Source organism: Methyloversatilis sp. RAC08, assembly GCF_001713355.1.
Taxonomy (GTDB): Bacteria; Pseudomonadota; Gammaproteobacteria; order Burkholderiales; family Rhodocyclaceae; genus Methyloversatilis.
The window spans coordinates 3,535,388-3,559,864 of sequence record NZ_CP016448.1 but is presented as its reverse complement, the minus strand read 5'-3'; the positions used below and the strand labels follow the sequence as shown (position 1 = coordinate 3,559,864).

Here is a 24,477-nt window from a genome sequence, read left to right as displayed (position 1 = left end):
CCCATCATCGGGTCACCACGGTGGTTCAGCTGTGCTTGTAGTGCTTGCGCAAGGGCTTCACCACTTCCCACATCGACTTCATGCCTTTCGGGAACACCACGAAATCGCCGGCCTTGATCACGACTTTTTCGCCACCCTGCGGCGTGACATGGATTTCGCCTTCCAGCAGATAGGCGCTTTCCGTCATGCCGAAATCTAGCGGAAATTTCGACACTTCCTTTTCCCAGATTTCCCAGCTCGACACGCCCAGTTGCTTGAGCTTGTCTTCCGACGGATTGTGTTCAACGATGATTTGAGACATGGTCATTCCCGGGTTGGTGATTCAAATAAGAGCAAAAAAAACTGGAGCGAAATTCAGGGCAATTGAGTTTTCCGGATAATCCGCGGCCCGCCTATAAAGATGCATCTGGGCCCTGCGCGATCGGTACGCGCGACGCATCGTCACCATCGCTGCCGTACGTGTCAAGGCAGTCCACGCGGGATCGCAGAAACGAACCACATCGCTACGGCGTGGCTGCATTTTCCGTTCGTGGATTCCCGCGAACGGAACAGGTCGGGATTTGATTCCGCCGATCGCGCCGCGCAACGGCAATCGACCTGCCTGGCGCAGACAACGTTCGCCAGCTGAGCCGACGGTGGGAGCTGTCCCTGTGGGAGCGGCGGCTCATCCAGCAAGGGGCCCGGCCGAAGCCGCTTGCGCCACCGGGGGTCAGCGCAGGACTCGACCATCAGCCGCCGGATCGAGCACGAATCTCAAGCTGTGATGGCGCCCCTCGCCGTCCATCACGGTCAGGCGATGCTCGCCAGGGTCATCGAGCAGCAGCTTGCCCCCGGCATCCGGCGTCACCCGTCGGCCATCGAGCAACCAATGCACCGTGCCCTGCGCGCCGCGCGCCGCGAGCTTGAGCGACACATGGCGCTGATGTGGCGCGGGGCGCAGGCGCAGGCCGTCGGTGAGGCCGACGATGCGCAGCGTGGCGGCCGGCGCGGTGTCCATCGGCGCGCAGCCGGGCTTCCAGTCGGGCGGGCGCTGGTGGGCGGGCAGCCAGCCGGCAAGCCACGGTTGCAGCAGCACCGGCCAGCGGGCGAATTCCTGCATCTGTCCATTGCCGCAGCCGGACACGGTGCGCAGACCGCTGGCCGGATCGATCCACAAGGCCTGCCGCAGACTGCTGCCATCGATGCGGTCCGGGCGCGTCGGCGGCACGGCGCCGGCGAGCGCCCACGCGCTGCGACGTCGATGGCACAGCGGTGCCGGGGTATCGGCTGTTGCCGTGCCGAGTGGCCAGCAGATGTCGACCGGCTGCACCGACGCCGGCCGGTCACGCGGCGCAGGCGCTGCCCGCGGCAGCGCCGCAGCGATATCCTTCAGCAGCGGCGCTGCCGCGTTGGCGCCGAAGAACCCCGGATTGGGCGTGCCGTCGGGCCGCCCTATCCACACGCCGAGCGCGTTGCGGCCCGCCACGCCGACCGCCCAGGCATCGCGAAAACCGAAGCTGGTGCCGGTCTTCCAGGCCAGCGGCGCGCTGCCGCCCGCTTCGATGAAGGGGCGATCCGGGTGGCCGCCGCCTTCCAGGATGTCGCGCACGATCCACGCTGCACCCTCGCTCATCAGACGCGATTCGACGCGCGGTGCATCCGGTGTGAGGCGCGGTGTGCCGGCCAGGCCGCCGGCAGCCAGTGCCCGATAGGCACCGACCAGTTCTTCCAGCGTGACCCCGGCGCCGCCCAGGATGAGGCTCAGATTGGGCTGCTCTCCAGTCGCGATGCGCAGCTTGAGGCCGCCCGTGGCGAGCCGGGCGGCGAAGCGCGGCGGCGTGATCTGGTCCAGCAGGTCGACGGCCGGCACGTTGAGCGAGCGCTGCAGCGCTTCAGCGGCACTGACCGGCCCCGAAAAATCGGCCTGGAAATTGCCCGGCTGATAGCCGCCGAAGGCCTGCGGCGCATCGATCAGCAGACTTTCGGAATGGATGAGGCCGTCATCCAGCGCCATCGCATAAAGAAAGGGCTTCAGTGTGGAGCCGGGCGAGCGGACGCCGCGCACCATGTCGACATGGGCGCTGCGTCCGGCGTCGGTGAAATCGGCTGAGCCGGCATAGGCGCGCACCTCCAGCGTGTCGACATCCATCACCAGCGCGGCGATCGACACCTTCGGCGGCAGCACCGAGGCGCGGTCAGCCAGCAGCCGCTCGACGGTGCTCTGCAGTTCGCGGTCCAGCGTGCTGGCGACGCGGGTCAGGCCGCGCCGGTCCGACCGGCGCACCTGCCCGCGCAGACGTTCAGCCGCCAGCGGGGCCAGCCAGCCGCCCTGCAGACGCTGTGCGATGACCGGTTCGATGCGCGCGTCGGCCACCACCTCGGGTGACCAGATGCCGAAGGTGGCCAGCCGCGTGAGCACCCGGTCGCGCGCGGCCTGCGCAGCCTGGGGCGCCCGGTCCGGGCGCAGGCGGCTGGGCGCACGCGGGAGGGTGGCGAGCAGCGCCGCTTCGGCATGGCTGAGAGCGCGCGACGGCTTGCCCAGGTAGGCACGACTGGCCATCTCGACACCTTCGACGATGCCACCCATCGGCGCGTGGTTCAGATACAGCGTGAGGATGTCGTCCTTCGACAGCCGCCACTCGAGCTGCAGCGCGCGCGCCATCTGGCGCAGCTTTCCGCGCGGCGTGCGCGGCACGGGTTCGAGAATGCGCGCGACCTGCATGGTGAGCGTGGAGCCGCCGGACACGATGCGCCCGCTGCCTGCCCACTGCCAGGCGGCGCGCGCCAGCGCAGCCGGATTGACGCCCGGGTGCCAGCGGAACCAGCGGTCTTCGTAACCCAGCAGTGCCTCGACATAGCGCGGCGACACGTCGGCCAGCGTGACCGGATAGCGCCACGCACCATCCGCACCCGGCCAGGCACGCAGCGGGCTGCCGTCGCGCGCCAGCACGATGAAGCCGTCGTCCGGACCGGGCAGCGGCGGCGGAAGAACGCGATCGAGCAGCCACAGCGCGCCGAGAAACAGCACTGCAATGAGGAGGACGCGGCTGAGCAGGCGCCCGGTGCGCGGCGGCGCCGGATCGGTGACAGCCGGCACGGACACTCAGCGCACGCGCAGCGCGGCGCTGTTTCCGGGTGAAGGCGGCTGCACCGGATGGCGCATGCCGGCGCTTGTCGAAAGCTCGGCGGTGCGGCTGTCGACGTCGACCACGTCAGCCAACTCAACCGCTTCGATCGCGCGCGCATACAGCCAGCAGGCGGTAGCGACCACGGCCACGGCGATCCACATGCCGAAGGGGTTGCGGCCGTCGCGCCGCCGCTGCGGAGGCGGGTGTGGCTGCCGATGCACGGACTGCTCGCCAGAGGGCGACGCCTCGTCCCGGGCCGAAGGACGTGGCACGTCCGGGATGTCGCTGACCGGGCTGGCTTCCCAGCGTTCAATGACCGCGCGCCCCGCGCCATAGTGGTGATCATCCACCATCAGCCGGACCAGGCCCGCAGCCGGCAATTCGCCCATGCCGCCCTGCAGGAACTCACCGTGAATCACCACGGGCACGCCTTCCTGTGCCAGCAGATCCTTCAGCAGATGGGCTTCCACGAGGCTGGCCGCTTCGTAAAGGGTTTTCATCGTGATCGGTGCACAGAGGATGAATGAAATGGAGGGTACATCACCGCCGCGGGCAGATCATGTTGCAGCGCTCACAGCGCATCCGCAGCGCGGTCATCAAGGATCCGGCCTCACATACTGCGCGCTCAAGCCGCGGTCGGTCGCGGTGAGGTCGACCGAAATCCGCAATGCGTTCACTGCGTCGCCCGAAGGCGTCGATGTCTTGAGTTCACCGCCGAGCAGACAGTCATGCGCGCGATCGAGGCTTGCCGGCAGCGCGCGGAAATAGCCGCTGGCGCCCGCCTGATCGCTGACGGTGACGAGGTCGCGCGGCAATGGCGCCGGCAGATCGACACCGCCGCCGCTACGCCAGCGCGGCTCGAAGTCCGCCGCCGACGGCAGCGCAACCGGATCGGCGGGCTGGAATTCGGTCAGCGCGGCGCCGGAGCCGTCACGCCAGTGCAGCCTGAGCCGCGGCACCGCACTGCCGGGCCGCCATGCGAAATGCAGGTCGTCGCCATCACGGCACATGTATGCATGCATCTGGGTCGCGGTGTCGGCCCAGTGACCGCCCGACATCGCTTCGACCCGCTCGACCGTCACATTCGCCGGCGCACGCAGCGACTGAACAAGGAGGTCGCCGGTCCCGCCACCGACTGCGGCCAGTCGGAAACGCAGCACCGGCCGTACGTCATGCGGCAGCGGCCGCTGACCCGTTGCGGCCACGCGGGCGCCGTCGATCAGGCGCACCAGATGGAAGTACGGCATTTGCAGAGCGCTGACGAGGCCGACCGGCAGCGCCAGCATCAGCAGACCACTGACCGCCAGCCACGCACTTTCACCCCGGTCCAGTCGCGGTGAGGCGAGCCACCCGGCCAGCCCGTGCAGACCGAACCACAACAGCGGCGCCAGCGTGAACAGCGCGCCATAGAACACCGCCAGACCTTCCATGCCCGACACGGTGCGCGCAACGAGCAGCACGACGGCCACGGTCAGCGCGAGGATGGGCAATGAGCACAGTCGCACGAACAGCGCACCGCCACCCTTGCCGCGCGCCCGGAACATGCGCTGTTCGATCACGATCAGCACGCCGATGGCGAACAGCAGCGCCAGCAGCACACTGCCCCAGAAGATCAGACCGAAGCTGCCCAGCGTATCAGGGAGGCGCGCGAGGGAGGCGAACATGGCGCGTGCTCGGTGCGACAGCCTTCAGCGGACGCGCCGCACGTTCAGCCCCGGCGAAGCGAGGTCCTGGAAACTATTGGTCAGCACCTCGGCCAGCCGGTCTTCGGCCAGCCCGCGCGGGAAGGACACGTCATAGTCGCGATGACGCATGCCGGGCCCCAACCGGTAGGCGACCCACGCCCCCGACTCCTCGCAAACCTCGACTTCGAATCGTCCGTAGACTTCGAAAACCATGTGCGTAACCCGTAGATTGACGCCTGAAAATCCGGATACCCCGTCCGGGGAGGACCGGATGCGTGTCTGCAGACCAGAATGCGGTTCTCGTGGTGACATCATTCACGAGAAATCGGGCCTCGACCGTGATGCAGCGCGGGCGGAGCACCCCACGCGAGTAAATGTTCGTTTCGCCGTGCCAACCTGCTCACCGGCTGCTCAAGCCGGATCGTTGCGCAGTCGTAAAAGCGGACTGGAGGACGTCGGCTGCGAGTCTGCGTCACCGGCTGAATGCTTCCGCGACTGCGTACAAGGATAACGCCAACATGATGAGCGAAAAGGCCACCGAACAAACCTATGTTGCGCTTCTGCAAAACTGGACCGCAAGTCTGCGGCAGCGCTTCAAGCTCAGCCCGTCGTGGACGGCCGCCATCGACAGGCTGGAGCGCCGCCTGGCCGAGCGCCCGCAATCGGTCACTGCACTCGATGTGGGCCGCCTGTTCCAGCCGCTCGAAAAGCATCGCGCCGTAACCGAGCAGACTCCCGGCGCCGACCGCGCGCTGCAGTACCTGATCGAGTCGGGCCGCCTGGGCGCCATCGACAAGGCCTCGGACGAGCTGTATGCGTGGTTCCGCAAACACTACCTGTGGGCTACCGGCAGCCTGTCGATCAACGTCAGCGAGCTGAACACCCACACCTCCGACGAGGCGATCCGCCAGTATTTCAATGCCGGTTGATGCGCAGCGTCAGTTGATGCGCCGATAGCCGCCGGGCACACCGGCTGGCGACAGCACCCACTGCCAGAGCTGGATGTCGCGTGCGCGGAAGGCGCCGGCACACGACAGCAGGTAATACCGCCACATGCGGCGAAAGCGCTCGCCGAGCCGGTCGGCCAGTTGCGGCCATGCGGCTTCGAAATTGGCATGCCAGGCCATCAGCGTGCGGTCGTAGTCCGCGCCGAAATTGTGCAGGTCTTCGACCACGAACAGATCGTCGACCGCACGGCCGATCTGACCGACCGCCGGCAGATCGCCGTTGGGGAAGATATAGCGGTCTATCCAGGGGTCGGTCGCGCCGCGCTGCGTGTTCTTGCCTATCGTGTGCAGCAGCAGCAGGCCGTCCGGATGCAGGCAGCGCCGCGCCACCTGCATGAAGGTGCGGAAGTTCTTGCGCCCGACATGTTCGAACATGCCGATGCTGGCCACACGGTCGAAGGCCTCGTCGACCTCGCGGTAGTCCTGCAGCCGGAATTCCACCGGCAGGCGGGCGTAGCGTGCGCGCGCCCACTCCACCTGCTCGCGCGACACGGTCACGCCGACGCATTCCACCCCATAGTGCTCGGCCGCATAGCCGATCAGGCTGCCCCAGCCGCAGCCGATGTCGAGCAGACGCATGCCGGGTTCGAGCTTGAGCTTGCGGCACACCAGATCGAGCTTGGCTTCCTGCGCGGACGCGAGGTCGTCGGCGTTCTTCCAGTAGGCGCAGGTGTAGGTCATGCGCGGATCGAGCATCGCAGCGTAGAAATCGTTGCCCAGATCGTAGTGACGCTCGCCGACCTGCCAGGCGCGGCGGCGTGTCTGGCGGTTGAAAATGTGCGCGCTGAGCGCATGCATGACGATGCGCGCCGGCTGAACGCGTTCGCCCAGTCGCGCACGCAGCAGCCGGGCGAAGAATTCGTCGAGCTGGTCGGCGTCCCATTCGCCATCCATATAGCTTTCGCCCAGACCAAGACTGCCCTGCGCAAGCAGGCGCGCCGGCAGGTCTGGTGAATGGATGCGCATGTCCCACGGTTCCGGTCCGTCCACTTCGATGCCGGCCTGCGCAAGCAGCCCCGACAGCACGCGGAATTTCGACGAACGGGTGTCGTCCTGCGGCGGTCCCCTGAAAAGTGCTTCGCGCAACATGGCGACACCTCCCGCACTTCGGAATCACGATTCTAGACCGAGTCCAGACTAGCGCGCGGAGCTTGGCGCGGATCGGGAAATCCACACCATCGCCGATCAGGAAAATCTCGAAGCTTTCAGCCGCCCAGGCTTTCGAGAAACTGCACCGCCACGTCTTCGCTGCGCGTGCGGCGCATAGGCGGCAAGCTGCGCCAGATGGTCTTGCCGTAGTGCTTGTCGATCAGGCGCGGGTCGCACACCACGAGTACGCCATGATCGCGCTCGTCTCGGATCAACCGGCCGGCGCCCTGCTTCATGCTGATCACCGCATGCGGCAGCTGGTAATCCATGAAGGCGTTGCGGCCTTCGCGCTTCATGTGTTCGATGCGCGCCGACAGCACCGGGTCGTCCGGCGGGGCAAACGGCAGCTTGTCGATGATGACCAGCTGCAGCGCGTCGCCACGCACATCGACACCTTCCCAGAAGCTCTGGCTGGCGACCAGCACCGCGTTACCGGCGGCGCGATGCCGCTCGAGCAGTTCGCTGCGCGTGGCCTGGCCCTGCATCAGCAGCGGCCGGTCAGGGTCATAGGCCGACAGCTTGTCCTCGATCAGTTCGTGGATGCGCTTCATCGCGCGCAGCGAGGTGCACAGCACGAATACGCCGCCGCGACAGGCCTTGATCAGCGGCCAGGCGGCGCGCGCCACCGCTTCGGCGTACGTGGGCGCCGACGGTTCGGGCATGTTTTCGGGCGCATAAAGCAGCGCCTGCTCACCGTAGTTGAACGGGCTGCCCCACTGCGCCGTCTCGGCGCCGGCCAGGCCCAGTTCGCCGCAGTAGTGGCCGAAATCGCCGCCGACCGCCAGCGTGGCCGACGTGAAAATCCATGCCCGCGGATTGTCTTCCATCTGGCGCCGGAAAATGTCGGCCACCGACAGCGGCGTGGCGTTCAGCGCCAGCGCCTGCGTGTACACCTCGGCCCAGCGCACGCGGTCGGCCTGCTCGGGCTGTTTCCTGTCGCCCGCCTGCCAGCGTTCGATGCGCGCCACCAGATCGAGCGCACGCTGCCAGCACTTTTCCAGCCCCTCGCTTCGCCCGGCCTGGGTTTCGAGCACGCCGGCCAGTTCGCGCAAGGCGTCGAGCACGGTCGCCAGTGCCGGCGCGAACGCGGCACGCTCGTCGATCTGCGCCGCCGACAGCCGCACGTTCTCTTCGCGGAACACCAGCCGCAGGTCGCGCGCCGTCTTGGACATGCGCTCGGCGGCTTCGGGCAATTGCTTGAAATCCTTGGCGTTGATGACCGCCTCGGCGCGCGTGTCGCGCGCCAGCTCCAGCATCTGCGAGGTCGACACCGACTCGCCGAAGAACAGGCTGGCGGTCTCGGCAAGCTGATGCGCTTCGTCGAACACCACCGCATTGCAGGCCGGCAGCAGTTCGGCCACGCCCTCGTCACGCAGCATCAGGTCGGCAAAGAACAGGTGGTGATTGACCACCACCACATCCGCCTCCATCGCCTCGCGCCGCGCCGCGGTCACGAAGCACTCCTTCGCGTTCGGGCAGTCCTGGCCCAGGCAGTTGTCGCGTGTCGAGGTGGCCAGCTGCCAGGCACCCGATTCTTCCGGCACCTCGGTGCACTGCGCCTTGTCACCGCTGCCCGTCACCTTGGCCCAGCGCGCGATGGCCTGCAGATGCCCCGCCTCTTCGCGCGACCCGAGCCGGCCATCGTGCAAGGAACGTTCGAGATGGTAGTGACACAGGTAATTGGCGCGCCCCTTCAGCAGTGCAATCGTCACCGGCACGCCGAGCGCGCCGCGCACCGTCGGCAGGTCGCGCTGGAAAAGCTGGTCCTGCAGCGTCTTGGTGCCGGTCGACACGATCACCTTGGTGCCTGACAGCAGCGCCGGCACGAGATAGGCGTAGGTCTTGCCCGTCCCGGTGCCCGCCTCGACCACCAGCACGCTGCGCTGTTCGATCGCCGCCGCCACCCGCTCGGCCATTTCCGTCTGCTGCGCACGCGGCGTGAACCCGTCGATCGCCCGGGCGAGCGGGCCGTCGACGGCAAAGGTGGTGGGAATGTCGGACACGGAGAAGCGATCGGAAGGAGGTTGGCGGAAGTGTACAGCACGCCCTGGCGCTGACCTGCATGGCAGCGCGGATTTCTCGCTCGAAATTTCCTTTTGTCATACTCCGGCACTGAACGGATCAATAGTCAGGCGAGTCCCGGCTACGCCCTCATTCAGTCCGTCACGTCCGTGAATCGTAACGGTATCGTCGTTGCAGCAAAGTCATTGCCTTGATCCGCTTCATCGGAACGACCAAAAGGCCGCGTCTTTCTGAAAGGACATAACCTTACAACCTGAACAGGACTTTTCTGAGGCATCGGAGCCCCGCCACGCTGAACAACTCGAGAGGCGGATCACGATCCGGCTCGACGCGGATTCGATTCAGTACCTCAAGTCATTTGCCACAGACACCGGCATTCCGTGGCAGAGCCTGCTCAACCTCTACCTGCGCGACTGCGCCGCATCGCGCAGTACGATTGATCTGAAAGGGAAGTAACTTCGCGGCGACGCTCCCCGGAATTGGCGCTGCATAACCGCTACCCTACACGTCCGATGGGAGGAGTCGCAGTCCAGAGCAGCTTGCATTCGATGCACAGAGGATCGCCGCACGCAGATCGGCTAGCATATCGGTGCAGCTGACCGACTGGAGATCGCAGCGTCCATGCCGACCAAACCGCTCGACCGCCTCCTGTTCGTTCAGGGGGGCCTGTGCTTCTTCTGCAAACAGCCCCTGCCACGGGATGACGCGAGCGTTGAACATCTGATGGCCATTGCGAAGGGCGGCGCCAATGGCGACGACAACTGTGTGGCGTGCTGCAAGACGGTGAATACCTTGCTCGGCAGCATGTCGATCAAGCAGAAGTTCGAAGTCGTACTGAATCAGAAGGGGCACTTCAGATGCCCGAACAAAGCAAGTGCCCCAACACCGAAGCCGGTCGTATCTCCCGTAACAGTGGCGATCGCCGTTGCGCCGAAAGCGGTCGTCACCCCACCCGCAAAACCCACGCCGCCCAAACCCCCCGCAGCACCTGCCCCGAAAAAAGTCGACCGCTTCGCGATGGTGGTCAGTAACCTCAAAACGCGCGGCAATTCAAGGCCACGCACGCTGAAAACACTCACGACTACGGTTACTGCGCTTTTTCCGAAGGGTATTTCCAAGGCTGAGGTGGCTGCGATCGTCAGGCATCTGCAGGCGACCGGGAAGGTGAAGGTTGAGGGGGAGAAGGTGGCGTATCAGCTCTGAGCAAGCGCAATGCGCGGAAGATGTTGCTGCGTCTCCGTTGACGCTTGCGAAGGCGCCGAGCTGCACGCGGCGATGGGCCTGCTGGGTGGGCTGCTGAGGTAGCGGTCCGTTCTGGCGGCCGCCTCTTGGATCAATAAATCAGCGTCTCCCAAAACTACGCCGACGCATCAGCATTCCCATTACCCCAAGTCCCGCGAGCAGCATGGCGGCAATTTGCGGTTCAGGAATCGGCGCTGTGGTAGCGGTACTGGACATGAAGTAGCGGAAACCTGCGCCTTGTTCAATATCGCCGATCATCGTAAGTTGCAGCGAAAACTGAGCGGCCCCGGTGTATTCGCCGAGGAGCAGCGCATGATCCGAAAACCAGTTTGCTGCGTCGCTCAGATCGGTGAAGTTGTTTTCGAGGATGGTTCCGCCGAACGATGAGACTAGAAAGTGCAGGTTGAGCGTCTCGCCTCCGCTTTGGCCGCCGAAATCGATCAAGCTCAGGGTGACCTCGCTTGAATCGTCGAGTTTGAATTCGAAATCGACGCTGGCCCTGTAGATCTGAGTGCCTTGTGCAAACGATCCATAGCTGACGCCCATCATGCCGTAACCCATGACGACGTCTGAGGACGATTCTTCAAGAGACTTTCTTAACGAGCTGCCAGGGTCGACCGAATCCGCGATCAGCGACGCCGATGTCACGCCAGTCGCGAACGAAACGGCTTCGAGTCCAGTGCCGGCGCTGATGAAGTCGGGATAGCTTGGGAGCCCGGCAGCATGCGTGACCATCGACATGACTCGTGTCTGCCCAGATACCGTTGCCTGGGCCGATGTACTTACCCTGCTGCCCAAGAACTCACTAGCGGTCGCTTGAGCATGCACCTCGCCATTCCGGCCATCGCCCTCGGCTGATGCACTTGCCCAGCCACCCGCACGTGCCTCCGCGCGGGCGATCGCATCGGTCTGATTCGACGGGCTCGACCCCGCCGCACGGGCACTTGCAAAACCATTGTCGAGCGTCGTGACGGACACCGCCTCAGCTTTCGCCGCACCGGCCTGTCCCGCCGTATTCGCTCCTCCCCTGGCCTCAGCCACGCTATCTGTCCAACCGGCTCCAGTCGCGTAGCTGTCCGCTCGTGCGTCCCCTCCGCGACTCAGCGATCCGCTCACCCTTCCCCCTTGTGCTTCGCTCCTCGCGCTCGTGAAGGCGCCGATGCGCAAGGATGTAAGGGAGACCACGGCATGCGCATCGCCACCATCGGAAGTATTGCCCCCGGAGGACGTGCCGGCTTCTCCGCCTTTCGCGATGCTGACGCCAGTGAGTTGGATCGCATCGGTATCGTTGAACGACAGACTGGAGTAGCCCTTCGCACCGCGCCCGCTTGTTCCGCCGTCGGAAAATCCACCACTGCCGCCCTCGGCTCGTTGTTCGAGTGCAAGCACTCCGGTCGTGCTACCAGAGACGGCGTTGATCAATATCGCATCACCACCATGGCCAGCATATGCGCCCGCGCCGCCATTGCCGCCATTACCGCCTTGTGCGGAGGCGGTCACGGCAACACTTCCCGCGACCGAGTGACCTTCAGCCCGGGCATCTCCAGCAAACATGCCATCGCCGCCGCGAGTGCCCGTACTGCGGTTATGCCCCCCCCTACCAGCAGAGACACGTGCGCTGACGTCCACCGAATGCGTGCCGACGGTCTGGCCGTACACCCTTGCCGTAGCTTGGCCACCGACGGAGCCGCGTTCGCCGAATGATGCGTCGCCACCGTCACCGCCCGCAGCAGTGGAACTGGCCCAGACGGTCCCGCTACCGAAGACATTGAGTTCGGATAACGCATCCGCGCCATTGCTCGCAGGGCCACCTCGATAGATGGACACGTTCCCACCGTTTCCACCCATTGCGTATGCGTTCGCGCGTATGGAAGAAGCCCCGGAAGGCGTAGCAGCGGCGGCTGTCAGTCGGCTAGATGCGCTGCCGGCGACGCCGGCAAAGCTGCTGCTGTCGCCGCCGTCCCCGCCGACCGCGCCCTGGTTCAATGCAAGCATGCCGGATGTCTGGCCATTGACTACGTCGGTCAGCGAAACGGATGCGCCTGCGCCGCCGATGGCACCTGCACCGCCGTAGCCGCCCTTTCCGCCGTAAGCGGTTGCCGACAGACTGACGTTACCAGTGTCAGATTCCGCTGAGGCAAACAGGGCCACCGTTCCGCCGTCGCCTCCGCGCTGGCCCGTGCCGAGCGCCGTTCCGCCGAGACCACCCCGGCCAGTGATGCCTGCCGAGACGCCGCCGACAGCCGCCCCTTGAGCGGTCGCGTGTGCATGCCCGCCCGACACGCCGGGCACTACGTCGGACGCACTTCCAAAAACGCGCCCGCCATCGCCGGCAACAGCTTGCGACGTAATTGAAAGCAATCCGTTTGATGTTGCCGACGCGTGAGATCGGGAATTGCCGCCTCTGCCTGCGATACCAGAATCCGTGCTCCCCCCGGAGCCGCCGGTGCTAGCCGACTCGAGAAAGAGCTGAGTACCCGAGTGCATGCCCGAATCCAACTTGGATTCGGCCGTTCCGCCTGCGCCGGCTATGCCCTGCTGGGAATGACCACCACGACCGGCGACCGCCGTCTGCGTCAGGGAGAGGTTACCCGCGCTTGAACCACCAACCGCATTGGTCAGCGCAGCATGACCACCGCGCCCGCCGGATGCATTGCCGAGTGCGGCGCCGCCACGACCGGCGATGGCTGTAGCGATGGCCCCGGTGTTACCTGAATCCGCCTCCGCGTACGCTTTGACGTCGCTGACGTTTGCGCCATCACCTCCAACTGAACCGCTCCAACCCTCGCCACCCGCACCGCCCCGGACGCTGGCTTGAGCAAGAGATCCCGCCTGCGTTTCACGTGTGCTTGACTGTGCATGTGCCGAGCCCGTGCCGCCTTGGGCCCCGCGCGCGCTATCGCCGTGAGACCTGCCGCCGTCCCGACCCGTTGCCTGCGCGTCCGCTGCGGCACGAGCGTCGAATGGTCCCGACGCGGAGGCCAGCGCTGTCGCATGCGCGGTTCCCGCATTCCCTCCATGACTGTCGCCATTACCGGCACCGCCGTCGCCACCGCGACCGCTCGTCGCGTTCGCCGATGCAACGGCTGGCCCACCGCTCTGGACGCTCGTCGCCGAGGCGCTTGCATTGCCCCCGTCCCCTCCATTGCCACCTTTACCGCCAGCCACCTGTCCGGAACCAGTCGTACCGACTGCGCCGTTGCCGCCCGCGCCGCCCACTGCAAAGGCCTCATTGTTTGCGTCGGCCGGTGCGCTGGCATTCGCAACGGCGGCTCCACCGGATGTACCTGCTTCGCCAGGAGCTTCCGCTGTCAGACCGCCGGTTCCCGCGGAAAACACCGATTCAGCCTGCGCATAAGGAATCAAAGCCAAGAAAATCAGCGAAAGCAGCGCCGATGGAGATGAATCAGAAAGCCGCTTGTTTCGTACTGCGTGCGGAGCGCGTCCGGACATGACTTTTCCCCTAGTTCGTAGAACCTATCAAGCAATCACTTCACTCTATTGAATAAGCATTACAGCTTGCATCATGCGTATCCGTTTCACGTTGTGTAACGTTCTGGTCAAACGTGAACTCAGAAGCAGACATCCGGTGTCAGATGGACAACCGGGTTTGCCGGAGCGAGCTCTTCGACGGGAAATGGCATGTAGATTGGATAAGCGGTAAATTTACAAACCACGATTTGTCCGGTCTTTTGTGTAGGACTTGTTCTACAAACCCTCCGACGTGACCATTGCCAAACCAGCGCATGTGAGATGCAGTATCCCAACCGAGCTAGAGAGCACCACGACCGAGCCCCATGACTTGCTGTTTCGCGATGGCTGCCATCAGGCGGAGCGCATCCTGCATGAGTTCGAACTCGAAGGTGCCGGGGTGCTGAACCGCAAGGCGGGCGACAACCTCATCCTGACGCGCATCCGCACGAACCGTCTGCTGGACCTACAGGCCTCGTGGGAGCCGCTGGCCAAAGGGTTACCCGAGGTGGAAGACCTGCCAACCCAGTAGCGTGGGGCTCGTGATGGCGCAACCGATCTGGTTACTGGACACCAACGCGCTGTCCAAACTGATCGGAGACCCGCGCGGCCCGGTGATGCAGCATCCTGCCGGTGCGTCGCCCGATGCAGTGTAAACACGCATCGTGATGTCATTCGAGCGGCACACCCACATCAACAAGATCCATCAAGCGCGTCCGCTGGAAGCCCGTGCCACGCAAGCTGCCTTCCCCCGACTTCATCTGCATCCGGTCGGTCGTAACGCGGCCGCGCCCGATCAGGCGAGCGCTACTCGCCGCCGCCGAGCCGCTGGCGCCGACCGCTGGCGAGCAGCGCCGTCGCATCGGCGGCGGGCAGCGGGCGGCTGAACAGGAAACCCTGCATGACCTGACAGCCGTGCTCCTGCAGGAAGGCCAGCTGGGGCATCGTTTCGACGCCTTCGGCGACGACTTCCATGCGCAACGCGTGCGCCATGGCGAGGATGGAGGCGCAGATGGCAGCGTCGTCCTGATCGACCGAAATATCGCGCACGAAGGAGCGGTCGATCTTGATCACGTCGAGCGGAAAGCGCTTCAGGTAGGCGAGGCTGGAATAGCCGGTACCGAAGTCGTCGACTGCGATCGACACGCCCATATCCTTGATCTGGCGCAGCACGCGCACCGACTTGCCGGCATCCTGCATGAGCAGCGATTCGGTGATTTCGACTTCCAGATTGCCCGGATCGAGGCCGCTGTCGCGCAGCGCGCTGGTGACGGTTTCCACCAGGTCGCTGCCGGCGAACTGGCGGGCTGAGAGGTTCACCGCCATGCGCAAGTGCGGGCCGAACTCATTCACCCAGATGCGCGCCTGTGTGCAGGCCTGGCGCAGTACCCAGGTGCCGATCGGCACGATGAGGCCGGTCTCTTCGGCCAGCGGTATGAATTCCAGCGGCGACAGCAGGCCGCGGCTCGGGTGGCGCCAGCGCACCAGCGCCTCGAACCCGGCGATGCGTCCGTCGCATGTGAGATCGACCTTCGGCTGGTACTGCAGTACGAATTCGTCATTGACCAGCGCGGCACGCAGTTCGCGTTCCAGTTCAAGCCGGTTGTTGGCCGCACCCCCTTCTTCGGGATTGTAGAAACGCAACGTGTTGCGCCCTTCCTTCTTCGCCCGGTACATCGCGAGGTCGGCGTGCTTGAGCAATGTGCCCGCATCGTCGCCGTCCCTCGGGAACAGGGCTACACCCATGCTGGCGGTGCAGTAGATCGGATGGCCGAGCAGTTCGACCGGCGGCTCGATGGCGCGCATCAGGTTGCGGCACACCGTTTCGGCGTCGGCCACGCGATGCAGGTCGGGCAGCACGATGACGAATTCGTCGCCGCCAAGGCGGGCCAGCGTGTCGCTCGCGCGCAGGGCGAGCGACAGGCGTTCGGTGATCTGGCGCAGCAGTTCGTCGCCGGCATCGTGACCCATGCTGTCGTTGATCACCTTGAAGCGGTCGATGTCGACGAACAGCACTGCCAGCATGGTTTTCCCGTCGGCCTGGCGGACCAGCGCGCGGTTGAGGCGGTCGCTCAGCATGGCGCGGTTGGGCAGACCGGTCAGGGCGTCGAAGTTCGCCGCCTGGTAGAGCTTGGCTTCGCTGAACTTGTGTTCTGTCACGTCGCGGGCGATGCCGTCGACGCGCAGGCGCGCGCCCGAATCGTTGCAGACCACGCGCGCCCGGTCATGAATCCAGCGCACCTCGCCATCGGGCCGCACGATGCGGTATTCGCTCGACAGACTGCCGACCTTCGACACTTCCTTCAGCGAATGTCGCATGCGCTCGCGATCGTCCGGGTGCACCATGTCGAGCCAGTCGATGCGGCCGTCGAGGAATGCCTCCGCCGGTACGCCATAGATGTTGACCGCGGCCGGGTTGAGATACACCAGTCGCTGCGTTCTGAGGTCGATCGACCAGATGATGTCTTCCAGCGTGGCGAGAATGCTCTGCAGGCGCAGTTCGCTCTCGCGCAGCACCGCGTTCGCCGCCAGCTGCTCGCGCTGCGCCGCCGCCTTCTTCAGCTCTCGGTGGATGACGGCCGGCAGGCGCTGCAGGTTCTTCTTCAGCAGGTAATCCTGTGCGCCGGCCCGCATCGCTTCGACCGCGATGTCTTCGCCGATGCCGCCGGACACGATGATGAGCGGCAGATCGGGGTCGAAGCGCTTGACGATGTTCAGTGCGTCCAGACCATTGAAGGTCGGCAGCAGGTAGTCGCTGATGACAATGTCCCATCCCCCTCGCACCAGCGCATCGCGCAGCTCGCCCGGTGTTTCGACGCACACCGACGTGACGTCGTAGCCACCGGCCCTCAGGCGGACGAGCAGCACGCAAAGATCGACCGGATTGTCTTCGACGATCAGCGCGCGTAGTGCGACCGTGACCGCGGGAGAGGCCGATTGCTCGCGCGCCGCCAAGTCGCGGGGGGTGTCCTGCATTGGGTGTGGTCTCCTCGATGTCCTCATGTGCCGATCGGGACGTGGGTGAGTATCGGCAGCAAGGCGGCTTCACTTGAGCAGCCCGCTGCGCCAGGCCGCATCTGCGGGCGCTGATCAGCGCGTCGTAAGGTAAAGACACCCGGCGGCCAACGTCGTGCCGGTGGCGATGACGCATCGGCGCCATCCGGATGAACGCGAGGCCGGTCTGTTCGGGCACCGACTGGCTTTCTGGTTTCACATCACGAGGCGTCTGACATCAGCATAAGCCTTTGCGCCCGTCATGAGCCATGAATACCATTCGCGTGCCATGCGGATCCGGCCGGACGGTCATGACCCATGGCTCCGCCTTCACCAGCACGCACATCCCGGTCGTGCGCGCGGCCTGCCGGGTGCGCCAATCCTGCAGTTCAGCAGGCGCCCGCAGAAAAACCCTAAAATTATTGTGTGATTGGGGGCCATCGCTGCCGCTGACCCCAGTGACCGACGCGCACCGCGCGACGCCGCAGGGTAAATATCTTGTAGTCTTGCGCCCTGCAGGGTGTCCGGGCCACAAAACGAACAAGTCCGCAGCCGCTGCAGCCCACTTCATTCAAGCGATGACGCACTGGTTCCGCCCAAAGCATTCGACGAAGATTTGCCTGCCGGCGTCAAGTCTGCGCAGCAGCGGCCTTTTCCATTTCGCACTGCGCCTGCTGCTTGTCGTGACGCTCTGTTTCGGCACTTGCAGTGCGATATTGGCCGACACGCTGAGCTACGGTGGCGACCGCGATTTCCGACCCTTCGAGTTCATCGATGAAAGCGGTCAGCCACAGGGTTTCCAGATCGAACTGATCGCCGAACTGGCGCGCGTAACGGGCCTCGAGATCGTCCCGCGGCTGGACGACTGGTCAGCCATCGAAGCCGATTTCCAGGCCGGGCGGCTGGATCTGATTGCGATGTCGCGCACGCGCAGCCGCGAACAGTGGGCGGCGTTTGCCACCGCGCATGCCACACCCGCCATGTCCATCTATCACCGTCGCGACACCGATGCACCGGTTTCTCTGGCCGACCTGGCACATGGCACGATTGCCGTGCCCGACAGCGAACCGATGCGCGAAACGCGGGCAAATTTCTTCTCCGGCGAGCAGTACCGATTTCTGAACGTCGCCGATCACGCGGCCGCGCTCGCGGCTCTGCGCGACGGCGCAGCCGAGTTCGCATTGATGCCGCGCGCCTATGGCGACAAGCTGCTCGCAAGCGGTCAGTACGACGCGGTGGTGGCAAGCAACTTCATGCTGCGGCTGCAGGACTATGGCTTCGCGGTGGCGCCGGAGAATGAGGCGCTGCGCGAGGTGTTGAATGCTGCGCTCAAGTCACTCGAACGCTCCGGCCAGCTCGACGCACTGCGCATGAAGTGGCTCAGCAGCCACCGCGCGGCAGCCGATCAAGGCGTGCTCGAGGCGCGCGTGGTCACCCAGCGCATGGACCTGATGCTGCTCGCCGCAGGGGCGGCCGTCGTACTGGGCTGGCTGGCGCTGCGGCTGCGTCGCCGAGCGGCGCAGACCGCGCGCGAACGCAGCCGTCGAGCCGAAGCGGAACAGGCCCTGCAGCGGGCCGAAGACCGGCTGGCGTGTGCCTTCACCCATCACCCGGACGCCATGCTGATCAGCGACTACCACAGCGGCCGGGTACTCGACGTCAACGACGCACTGTGCCGGCTGGCGGGCGCCGAGGCGGACACGCTCGTCGGCCAGCCGATCGACGCGCTGCCGGCGCTCGTCGATCCGGATGGACTGCGCGCCCTGCGCGAACTGATGCGTACCGACGGCGAAGTGAGCAGCACGCCGGTGCGCCTGCGCAGGGCAGACGGCGACATGCGTGCCTGTCTGGTGTCGTCCGAGGAATTCCGGTCGGACGGCACACGCGAGGTGTTTTCCATCATCCGCGATGTCACCGACCTGCTGCGCGACAGCGATGCACTGCGTGCCGCCTACGATGCGCTGACCGAATCGGCGCACCGGCAGGCCGAAGCGCTGGCCCAGGCACGGGTGGCACTGGCCGGCACCCAGGATGAGCTGCAAACGCTGACCGCTTCGATCTCCCATGACCTGCGCGGGCCGCTGCGCATCATCCGCGGTTTCTCCCGCATGCTGCGTGGCGATCTGCAGGCGGGCAATTTCGACAAGGTGCTGAGGAATGCCGAACGCATCGAAAATGTCGCGCGTCGCATGGATGACATCATCGAGGCGCTGACCCGGCTCGCTGGCGCCGCGCCGCACCCGCTCGAACCGGTACGCATCGACATGGCGGCCAGCGCCGCCCGCGCGTGGGCGCTGCTGACCGACATGGGCGAGACCGGCCGCACCACGCTGCGCATCGGTGACCTGCCATGCGCCACCGGCGACGAAGCGATGCTGGCCCAGGTGTGGCAGAACCTGCTCGGCAACGCCTGCAAATACTCGGCGAAGGCGGCGGATCCGCGCGTGGCCATCGACGCCTTCGTCGAGGACGGACGTCAGTGGTACCGGGTAACCGACAACGGCGCCGGATTCGACATGGCTTACGCCCGGCATCTGTTCGAGCCCTTCCGCCGTCTGCACCTGGCGAGCGAATACGCCGGTTCCGGCGTCGGGCTGAGCATCGTGCAGCGCATCGTTCGCCATCATGGCGGTGAAATCCGGGCACGCGGCAGCGTAGGCGTCGGTGCGGTATTCGAGTTCACGCTGGAGCAGCCCGCCATCGAAACCGGGGGCCCGGCTGCGCCAACCGGCTGAGTCGCACACATCGCACACATCGCACGCGCGCTCCCCGCATTCACCCGCCTACACTTCTGCCCCGGGTCACGTCGTCATGATCGCCATCCTGAAGCACACCTTCCGCCTCGCGGCACCCTTCTGGCGCGAGGCGCCGGGGCGCTACCGGTACTGGCTGCTCGCGCTGATCCTGGTCGCACTGGTGGCCGCCAGCACCGCGCTCAATGTGTGGTTGAACGAGCTGCAGAAGGCGTTCTACGATGCGCTGCAGAAGCTCGATGCACCGGGCTTCAACAGCAGCATCACCCTGTTCTTCGTCGCCGTCGCCATTCTGGTGATCGTGACGACGCTGCTCGGTTATCTCGAACAGGCGCTGGAAATCCGCTGGCGGCGCAGCCTCACCGATTCGATGATGCGGCGCTGGCTGAAGGACGACACCTTCTACCGCATGGAGCGCGACGCGCAGTGCGACAACCCGGACCAGCGGCTGTCGCAGGACATCAGCGAATACGTGAAGCTGATGATCAGTCTGGGTCTCGGTTTCATCGCCAATCTGGGCACGCTCGGCTCCATGGGCTGGATATTGTGGCAAAGCGCCGGGCCGATGAGTTTCGATGTCGGGGGCACGGTGCTGACCGTTCCCGGCTACCTGTTCTGGCTGGCCATCGGCTGGGGTGTGTTGCAGACCGTGGTGACCCACTTCGCCGGCCATCGTCTGGCCGGCCTCACCGTGGTGCAGCAGACCTGCGAGGCCGATTTCCGCTTTGCGCTCGGCAGGGTGCGCGATGCGGCCGAACAGATCGCGCTGTACCGCGGCCAGGCGGTCGAGCAGACGAGGCTGCAGCAGCTGTTCGGTGAAATCCGCCGCAACTGGGCGCTGTTGATGCGGCACAACGTGTATCTGAACCTGACCACCACGACATTCTCCGTCATCGCGGTGCTGGTACCCATCATCGCCGTATCGCCCAAGGTGCTCACCGGCGAACTGTCTCTGGGTACGCTGATGCAGGACATCGCCGCCTTCGCCGCCACGACCTCGGCGGTGGCCTGGTTCGCACTGTCCTACCGCGACCTGTTCCAGCTTTCGGCGCGGGTACGTCGCCTGACCACGATGGAGGCAGTCATGGCGCAGCCCCCTGCCGATGGCATCGCACTCGAGCGCGACCCGGCCAGTCGGGCCATCACCGGCGAATCGATCGCGCTCGGTCTGCCGTCGGGACGCCTTCTGTCGACCATCCGCGGGTTCACCTTCGCGCCGGGCGAGCGCTGGCTGGTGCGTGGACCGTCGGGCGTCGGCAAGAGCACGCTGCTGCGTGCAATCGCCGGGCTGTGGCCCTTCGGCAGCGGTCGCATCACGCTGCCCGATGCGAAGCGCATCATGTTCATGCCGCAGAAGAACTATCTGGCCGACGGTCTGCTGAAAGACACCCTGGCCTATCCGGCATCGACCGACAGCGTTGACCCCGCGGCCATGGCTCAGGCACTGATCGACTGTCGCCTGCCCCATCTGGTGGCGCGGCTCGACGAATCGGCGCGCTGGAGTCACCAGCTGTCACCCGGCGAGCAGCAGCGGCTGGCGTTTGCCCGGGCGCTGCTGTACCGGCCGGATATCCTGTTCATGGACGAGTCGTCGAGCGCGCTCGACAATGCGACCGAAGCGCAGATGTACCAACTGATCGTCGAACGCCTGCCAGGCTGTACCGTGGTCAGCGTGGCGCATCGAACCACCCTGGAAGTGTTCCATGACAACTTCCTGAACATCGAGCCGCCGGGTCCGTTCGGCGCACAGGCCTGACACGTGACTGCACAGACTGACGCCGGCGGCGACGGCCGCATCCTGACCCGCTGCGACGGTGGCGTCGCCACGCTGACCATGTCGCGCCCGTCCCGGCGCAATGCCTACAGCACGGCGATGATGCGCGCATTGCGGATGGCGATCGGCGAAGTGCTCGCCGATCCTGCCTGCGAACTGCTCGTGCTGCGTGGCGAAGGTGCCAGTTTCAGTGCCGGCGGTGACGTGCATGAGTTCTCGCAAAGCCTCGCCCTCGGTCCGGCCGCGCGGCAGGCGTCGTTCGAGGCGCTGGTCGCCGACCAGGTCAATCCGGTCATCCTCGCACTGCGCGCGGCGCACCAGCCGGTGATCGCAGCAGTGCGCGGAGATTGCGTGGGCTATGGTCTGTCGCTGATGCTGGCGTCCGATTTCGCCGTGGCCGCCGACGACGCGCTGTTCAGCACTGCCGGCATCGCGCTGGCCCAGCCGGGTGCCGGCGGGCAGTCCGCCTTCCTGAGCCGCGCGCTGGGCGAGCGCCGTGCGCGCGAACTGATGTGGAGCGCGCGCCGCTTCGACGCGCACGAAGCGAAGGCGCTCGGTCTGGTCGAGCGTGTCGTGCCGGTGGCCGACTTCGAGCACGCACTCGACGCTGAAGTGACCCATATCGCCCACGGCCCGCGCCATGCGTACGCCGAAATCAAACGGCTGCTGAACGCCGCCGGCGAAGGCGCAGCGGGTCAGCCGCTGGCGGACCAGCTGGCCGCCGAGGCCGCCGCCTTCGGCCGCAGCGCCGCTGGCGCCGACTTCGCGGAAGCCGTTCAGGCCTTCGTCGCGCGGCGCAGGCCGCAGTTCGGTCAGGCCGGGTGAGCGCGGAGTGAGCGCGGAGTGAGCGTATTCATCGTGAAACTCGGCAGCCCGCGCCTGCCCGGTGAAGGACTGCGCCTGGGCACCGTGCGGCGGCCGCCGCGCGGTGTACCGAAAGCCGAGCTCGCCGAGCGCGACTGGTACGACCTGTGGTTTCCGAATCTGGCGCCCTCCGCGGACACGCTGAAGCGATGGAAGGCCGATCCATCGCCTGCGCACTGGCCTGCGTTCTCGAAACGCTATCTGGCCGAAATGGCGGCGCCCGAGGCGCGGCATACGATCGCGCTGCTCGCAGCGCTGTCGCACCGCACCGACTTTTCGGTCGGTTGCTACTGCACTGACGAGGCGCACTGTCACCGCTCGCTGCTGCGCACGCTGCTGGCCGATTGCGGTGCGCTGATCGGCTGACGGGCGGAGCACGCCGCAGGGAACGGACGGCAGCAGGTGTCTGTCCTGATCGCAGGTGCGACCTGACGCTACACTTCCACTCCGGCAGGCTCACCCGGGCCAAACCTTACTGTTACAGGAGATTCAAATGGGTCTGTTCGATTCGATCGCAGGTCAGGTGGCCGGTGCGCTGTCCGGCCAGAGTGGCGCGCAGGGTTCGGGACTGTTGCAACTGTTGATGGGCCTGATCAACAACCCGCAGACCGGCGGCCTGCAGGGGCTGGTCGCCGCCTTTCAGGACAAGGGCCTGGGCGACCTCGTATCGTCCTGGATCGGTACCGGACAGAACCTGCCGATTTCGGCCGAACAGCTGCAGTCGGTGCTCGGCAGCGGTCAGATCGGCCAGATCGCGCAGCAGCTCGGCCTGTCATCGCAGGAGGTGTCGGGCCAGCTGAGCACGCTGCTGCCGCAGGTGATCGACGGCATCACGCCGAATGGTCAGGTACCGGAAGGCGACGCCATGCAGAACGCGCTCGGCATGCTTAGTGGCCTGCTCAAGTAGGGCGGGCGGCGCGCATGTTCAAGCTGATCGGCGTCGCACTCGCGATCTACACGGTGTACGCCTTCGTGAAGGGCGAGGTGTATGCGCGATCTTTCGTGATGGGCCGCAAGGTCACGCGGGCGGAAGACGAAAACTACTTCCTGACCGTGATCGCGATCTACGGGCTGCTGAGCGTCGGGTTGATGACCTTCCTGTGATCGGCGGTGCGGCCCGGTTTTGCCACCATAACCGGTCGCAGCCGCGCACAGCAGCTTGAGTGCTGCGCTGCAGTAACGGATAATTCAACGGTTTCGCGGCGCGCTGTGTGCCGCGACGTGCCGCATACCTCTGGCGAACCTTCGCCCCGTCATGACGAGTTACCTCTATCTGCTGCTGGGTGCCGCGCTGGTCAATAACGTGGTGTTCGTGCGCATTCTCGGCCTGTGCCCCTTCATGGGCGTGTCGAAGAAGCTGGAAACCGCTGTGGGCATGGGTCTGGCGACCATGTTCGTGCTGACGCTGGCGTGCGGCACCAGCTACCTGATCGACACCTTCCTGCTGAAGCCCTTCGACCTCGGCTATCTATCGACGCTGAGCTTCATCGTGGTGATCGCCGCCATCGTACAGCTGACCGAACTGGTGATCCAGAAAACCAGCCCGCTGCTGCACCAGGTGCTGGGCATCTACCTGCCGCTGATCACCACCAATTGCGCCGTGCTCGGCGTGCCGCTGCTCAATGCCTCGATGGCTCACGACCTGCTCGAATCGCTGCTGTTCGGCTTCGCGTCGGCGGCCGGTTTCGTGCTGGCGCTGGTGTTGTTCGCCAGCATCCGCGAGCGGCTCGACGGTGCCGACATTCCCGCGCCCTTCCGCGGCAACGCCATCGCGATGATCACGGCCGGCCTGATGAGCCTTGCCTTCATGGGTTTTGCAGGGCTGGATTCGTGATCACCGCGCTGATCGTCATGGCCGGTCTGGCGCTGGTGCTCGGTGCGACGCTGGGCGCGGCATCGGTGCTGTTCAAGACACAGGGTGACCCGCTGGTCGACAAGATCGACGCCATCCTGCCGCAGACGCAGTGCGGCCAGTGCGGCTACCCCGGCTGCAAGCCCTACGCCACGGCGATCGCCGGCGGCGACGCAGACATCAACCAGTGCCCGCCGGGCGGCGACGAAGGCGTGCGCAAGCTGGCCGATCTGCTGGGCCGCGAATACAAGCCGCTGAATGCCGAACACGGCGTCGAAAAGCCGAAGTCGGTGGCGGTCATCGATGAGGCGACCTGCATCGGCTGCACCCTGTGCATCCAGGCCTGCCCGGTGGACGCCATCGTCGGTGCGGCCAAGCAGATGCACACCATCGTCGCCGACCTGTGCACCGGCTGCGAACTGTGCGTGCCGCCCTGCCCGGCCGACTGCATCGACATGGTGCCGGTGGCCGAAACGGTCGAGAACTGGAAGTGGCGCTACCCGGTGTTCGAACTGAAGGTGCAGCCGGCAACCCTGCCGGCGAAGGAAGCGGCCTGA

Annotated in this window: 21 protein-coding genes; 12 read left to right on the top strand and 9 right to left on the bottom strand. The window is 65.6% G+C overall.

All coding sequences use genetic code 11. The features are described from left to right. Window positions 1–25: 25 nt before the first annotated feature. The 5 genes from BSY238_RS16135 to BSY238_RS16115 all read right to left on the bottom strand — a co-directional run bounded on the left by BSY238_RS16135 (window position 26) and on the right by BSY238_RS16115 (window position 5,005). Window positions 26–301, bottom strand: a complete 276-nt coding sequence (locus BSY238_RS16135; RefSeq protein WP_069040748.1) for a cupin domain-containing protein — start codon at window positions 299–301, stop codon at window positions 26–28. 408 nt (window positions 302–709) lie between these two features. Further along, window positions 710–3,076 (bottom strand): penicillin-binding protein 1C, encoded by a 2,367-nt coding sequence (gene pbpC, locus BSY238_RS16130; protein ID WP_223300176.1) that lies wholly within the window; start codon window positions 3,074–3,076, stop codon window positions 710–712. 6 nt (window positions 3,077–3,082) lie between these two features. Beyond that, window positions 3,083–3,607: a putative signal transducing protein gene (locus BSY238_RS16125; protein WP_069040044.1), complete on the bottom strand. Its 525-nt coding sequence runs from the start codon at window positions 3,605–3,607 to the stop codon at window positions 3,083–3,085. A 96-nt stretch (window positions 3,608–3,703) separates the two neighbouring features. Then, window positions 3,704–4,771: a hypothetical protein gene (locus BSY238_RS16120; RefSeq protein ID WP_069040043.1), complete on the bottom strand. Its 1,068-nt coding sequence runs from the start codon at window positions 4,769–4,771 to the stop codon at window positions 3,704–3,706. 24 nt (window positions 4,772–4,795) lie between these two features. Beyond that, a complete protein-coding gene (locus BSY238_RS16115; RefSeq protein WP_069040042.1) occupies window positions 4,796–5,005 on the bottom strand; it encodes a DUF7661 family protein in 210 nt (69 codons plus the stop codon). Between the two features lie 161 nt (window positions 5,006–5,166). On the opposite strand from BSY238_RS16115, the gene BSY238_RS16110 reads away from it, so the two are divergent. Further along, entirely contained in the window at window positions 5,167–5,721 is a 555-nt protein-coding gene (locus tag BSY238_RS16110; RefSeq protein WP_223300175.1) for a hypothetical protein, read from the top strand. Window positions 5,722–5,730: 9 nt separating this feature from the next. Here the strand turns inward: BSY238_RS16110 and cfa are convergent, their stop codons facing one another. Continuing rightward, entirely contained in the window at window positions 5,731–6,888 is a 1,158-nt protein-coding gene (gene cfa, locus BSY238_RS16105) for a cyclopropane fatty acyl phospholipid synthase (protein ID WP_069040040.1), read from the bottom strand. A 116-nt stretch (window positions 6,889–7,004) separates the two neighbouring features. Continuing rightward, window positions 7,005–8,951: an ATP-dependent DNA helicase gene (locus BSY238_RS16100; protein WP_069040039.1), complete on the bottom strand. Its 1,947-nt coding sequence runs from the start codon at window positions 8,949–8,951 to the stop codon at window positions 7,005–7,007. 259 nt (window positions 8,952–9,210) lie between these two features. Between BSY238_RS16100 and BSY238_RS19015 the strand changes: the two genes are divergently transcribed. Together BSY238_RS19015 and BSY238_RS16095 are read left to right on the top strand one after the other, a co-directional pair. Then, entirely contained in the window at window positions 9,211–9,426 is a 216-nt protein-coding gene (locus tag BSY238_RS19015; protein WP_083224176.1) for a BrnA antitoxin family protein, read from the top strand. Window positions 9,427–9,591: 165 nt separating this feature from the next. Next, window positions 9,592–10,173 carry an HNH endonuclease gene (locus BSY238_RS16095; protein ID WP_069040038.1) on the top strand — a complete coding sequence of 194 codons (582 nt, stop codon included), beginning with the start codon at window positions 9,592–9,594 and terminating at the stop codon, window positions 10,171–10,173. A 138-nt stretch (window positions 10,174–10,311) separates the two neighbouring features. On the opposite strand, the gene BSY238_RS18950 is transcribed toward BSY238_RS16095, so the two are convergent. Continuing rightward, window positions 10,312–12,363: a PEP-CTERM sorting domain-containing protein gene (locus BSY238_RS18950; RefSeq protein ID WP_150123961.1), complete on the bottom strand. Its 2,052-nt coding sequence runs from the start codon at window positions 12,361–12,363 to the stop codon at window positions 10,312–10,314. A gap of 1,651 nt (window positions 12,364–14,014) precedes the next feature. On the opposite strand from BSY238_RS18950, the gene BSY238_RS16080 reads away from it, so the two are divergent. Beyond that, window positions 14,015–14,215, top strand: a complete 201-nt coding sequence (locus BSY238_RS16080; RefSeq protein ID WP_223300174.1) for an AbrB/MazE/SpoVT family DNA-binding domain-containing protein — start codon at window positions 14,015–14,017, stop codon at window positions 14,213–14,215. 275 nt (window positions 14,216–14,490) lie between these two features. Here BSY238_RS16080 and BSY238_RS16075 read toward each other — a convergent pair whose 3' ends face one another. After that, window positions 14,491–16,659, bottom strand: coding sequence for a putative bifunctional diguanylate cyclase/phosphodiesterase (locus tag BSY238_RS16075; protein WP_083224077.1), 2,169 nt, complete (start codon window positions 16,657–16,659; stop codon window positions 14,491–14,493). A gap of 287 nt (window positions 16,660–16,946) precedes the next feature. Between BSY238_RS16075 and BSY238_RS16070 the strand changes: the two genes are divergently transcribed. The 8 genes from BSY238_RS16070 to rsxB all read left to right on the top strand — a co-directional run bounded on the left by BSY238_RS16070 (window position 16,947) and on the right by rsxB (window position 24,477). Then, window positions 16,947–19,412 carry a transporter substrate-binding domain-containing protein gene (locus BSY238_RS16070; RefSeq protein ID WP_083224076.1) on the top strand — a complete coding sequence of 822 codons (2,466 nt, stop codon included), beginning with the start codon at window positions 16,947–16,949 and terminating at the stop codon, window positions 19,410–19,412. Between the two features lie 76 nt (window positions 19,413–19,488). Then, window positions 19,489–21,186 carry an ABC transporter ATP-binding protein/permease gene (locus tag BSY238_RS16065; RefSeq protein ID WP_069040034.1) on the top strand — a complete coding sequence of 566 codons (1,698 nt, stop codon included), beginning with the start codon at window positions 19,489–19,491 and terminating at the stop codon, window positions 21,184–21,186. Window positions 21,187–21,189: 3 nt separating this feature from the next. Further along, window positions 21,190–22,029 (top strand): enoyl-CoA hydratase/isomerase family protein, encoded by an 840-nt coding sequence (locus tag BSY238_RS16060; protein ID WP_069040033.1) that lies wholly within the window; start codon window positions 21,190–21,192, stop codon window positions 22,027–22,029. A gap of 18 nt (window positions 22,030–22,047) precedes the next feature. After that, complete coding sequence (locus BSY238_RS16055) at window positions 22,048–22,434, top strand: DUF488 domain-containing protein (RefSeq protein ID WP_069040032.1); 387 nt, start codon at window positions 22,048–22,050, stop codon at window positions 22,432–22,434. 127 nt (window positions 22,435–22,561) lie between these two features. Continuing rightward, window positions 22,562–22,975: a YidB family protein gene (locus tag BSY238_RS16050; protein WP_069040031.1), complete on the top strand. Its 414-nt coding sequence runs from the start codon at window positions 22,562–22,564 to the stop codon at window positions 22,973–22,975. A 14-nt stretch (window positions 22,976–22,989) separates the two neighbouring features. Continuing rightward, window positions 22,990–23,172, top strand: a complete 183-nt coding sequence (locus tag BSY238_RS16045) for a hypothetical protein (protein WP_069040030.1) — start codon at window positions 22,990–22,992, stop codon at window positions 23,170–23,172. Window positions 23,173–23,323: 151 nt separating this feature from the next. Beyond that, entirely contained in the window at window positions 23,324–23,902 is a 579-nt protein-coding gene (rsxA, locus tag BSY238_RS16040; RefSeq protein WP_069040029.1) for an electron transport complex subunit RsxA, read from the top strand. Continuing rightward, complete coding sequence (gene rsxB / locus BSY238_RS16035; RefSeq protein WP_069040028.1) at window positions 23,899–24,477, top strand: electron transport complex subunit RsxB; 579 nt, start codon at window positions 23,899–23,901, stop codon at window positions 24,475–24,477. The genes rsxA and rsxB overlap by 4 nt, the downstream gene beginning before the upstream one ends.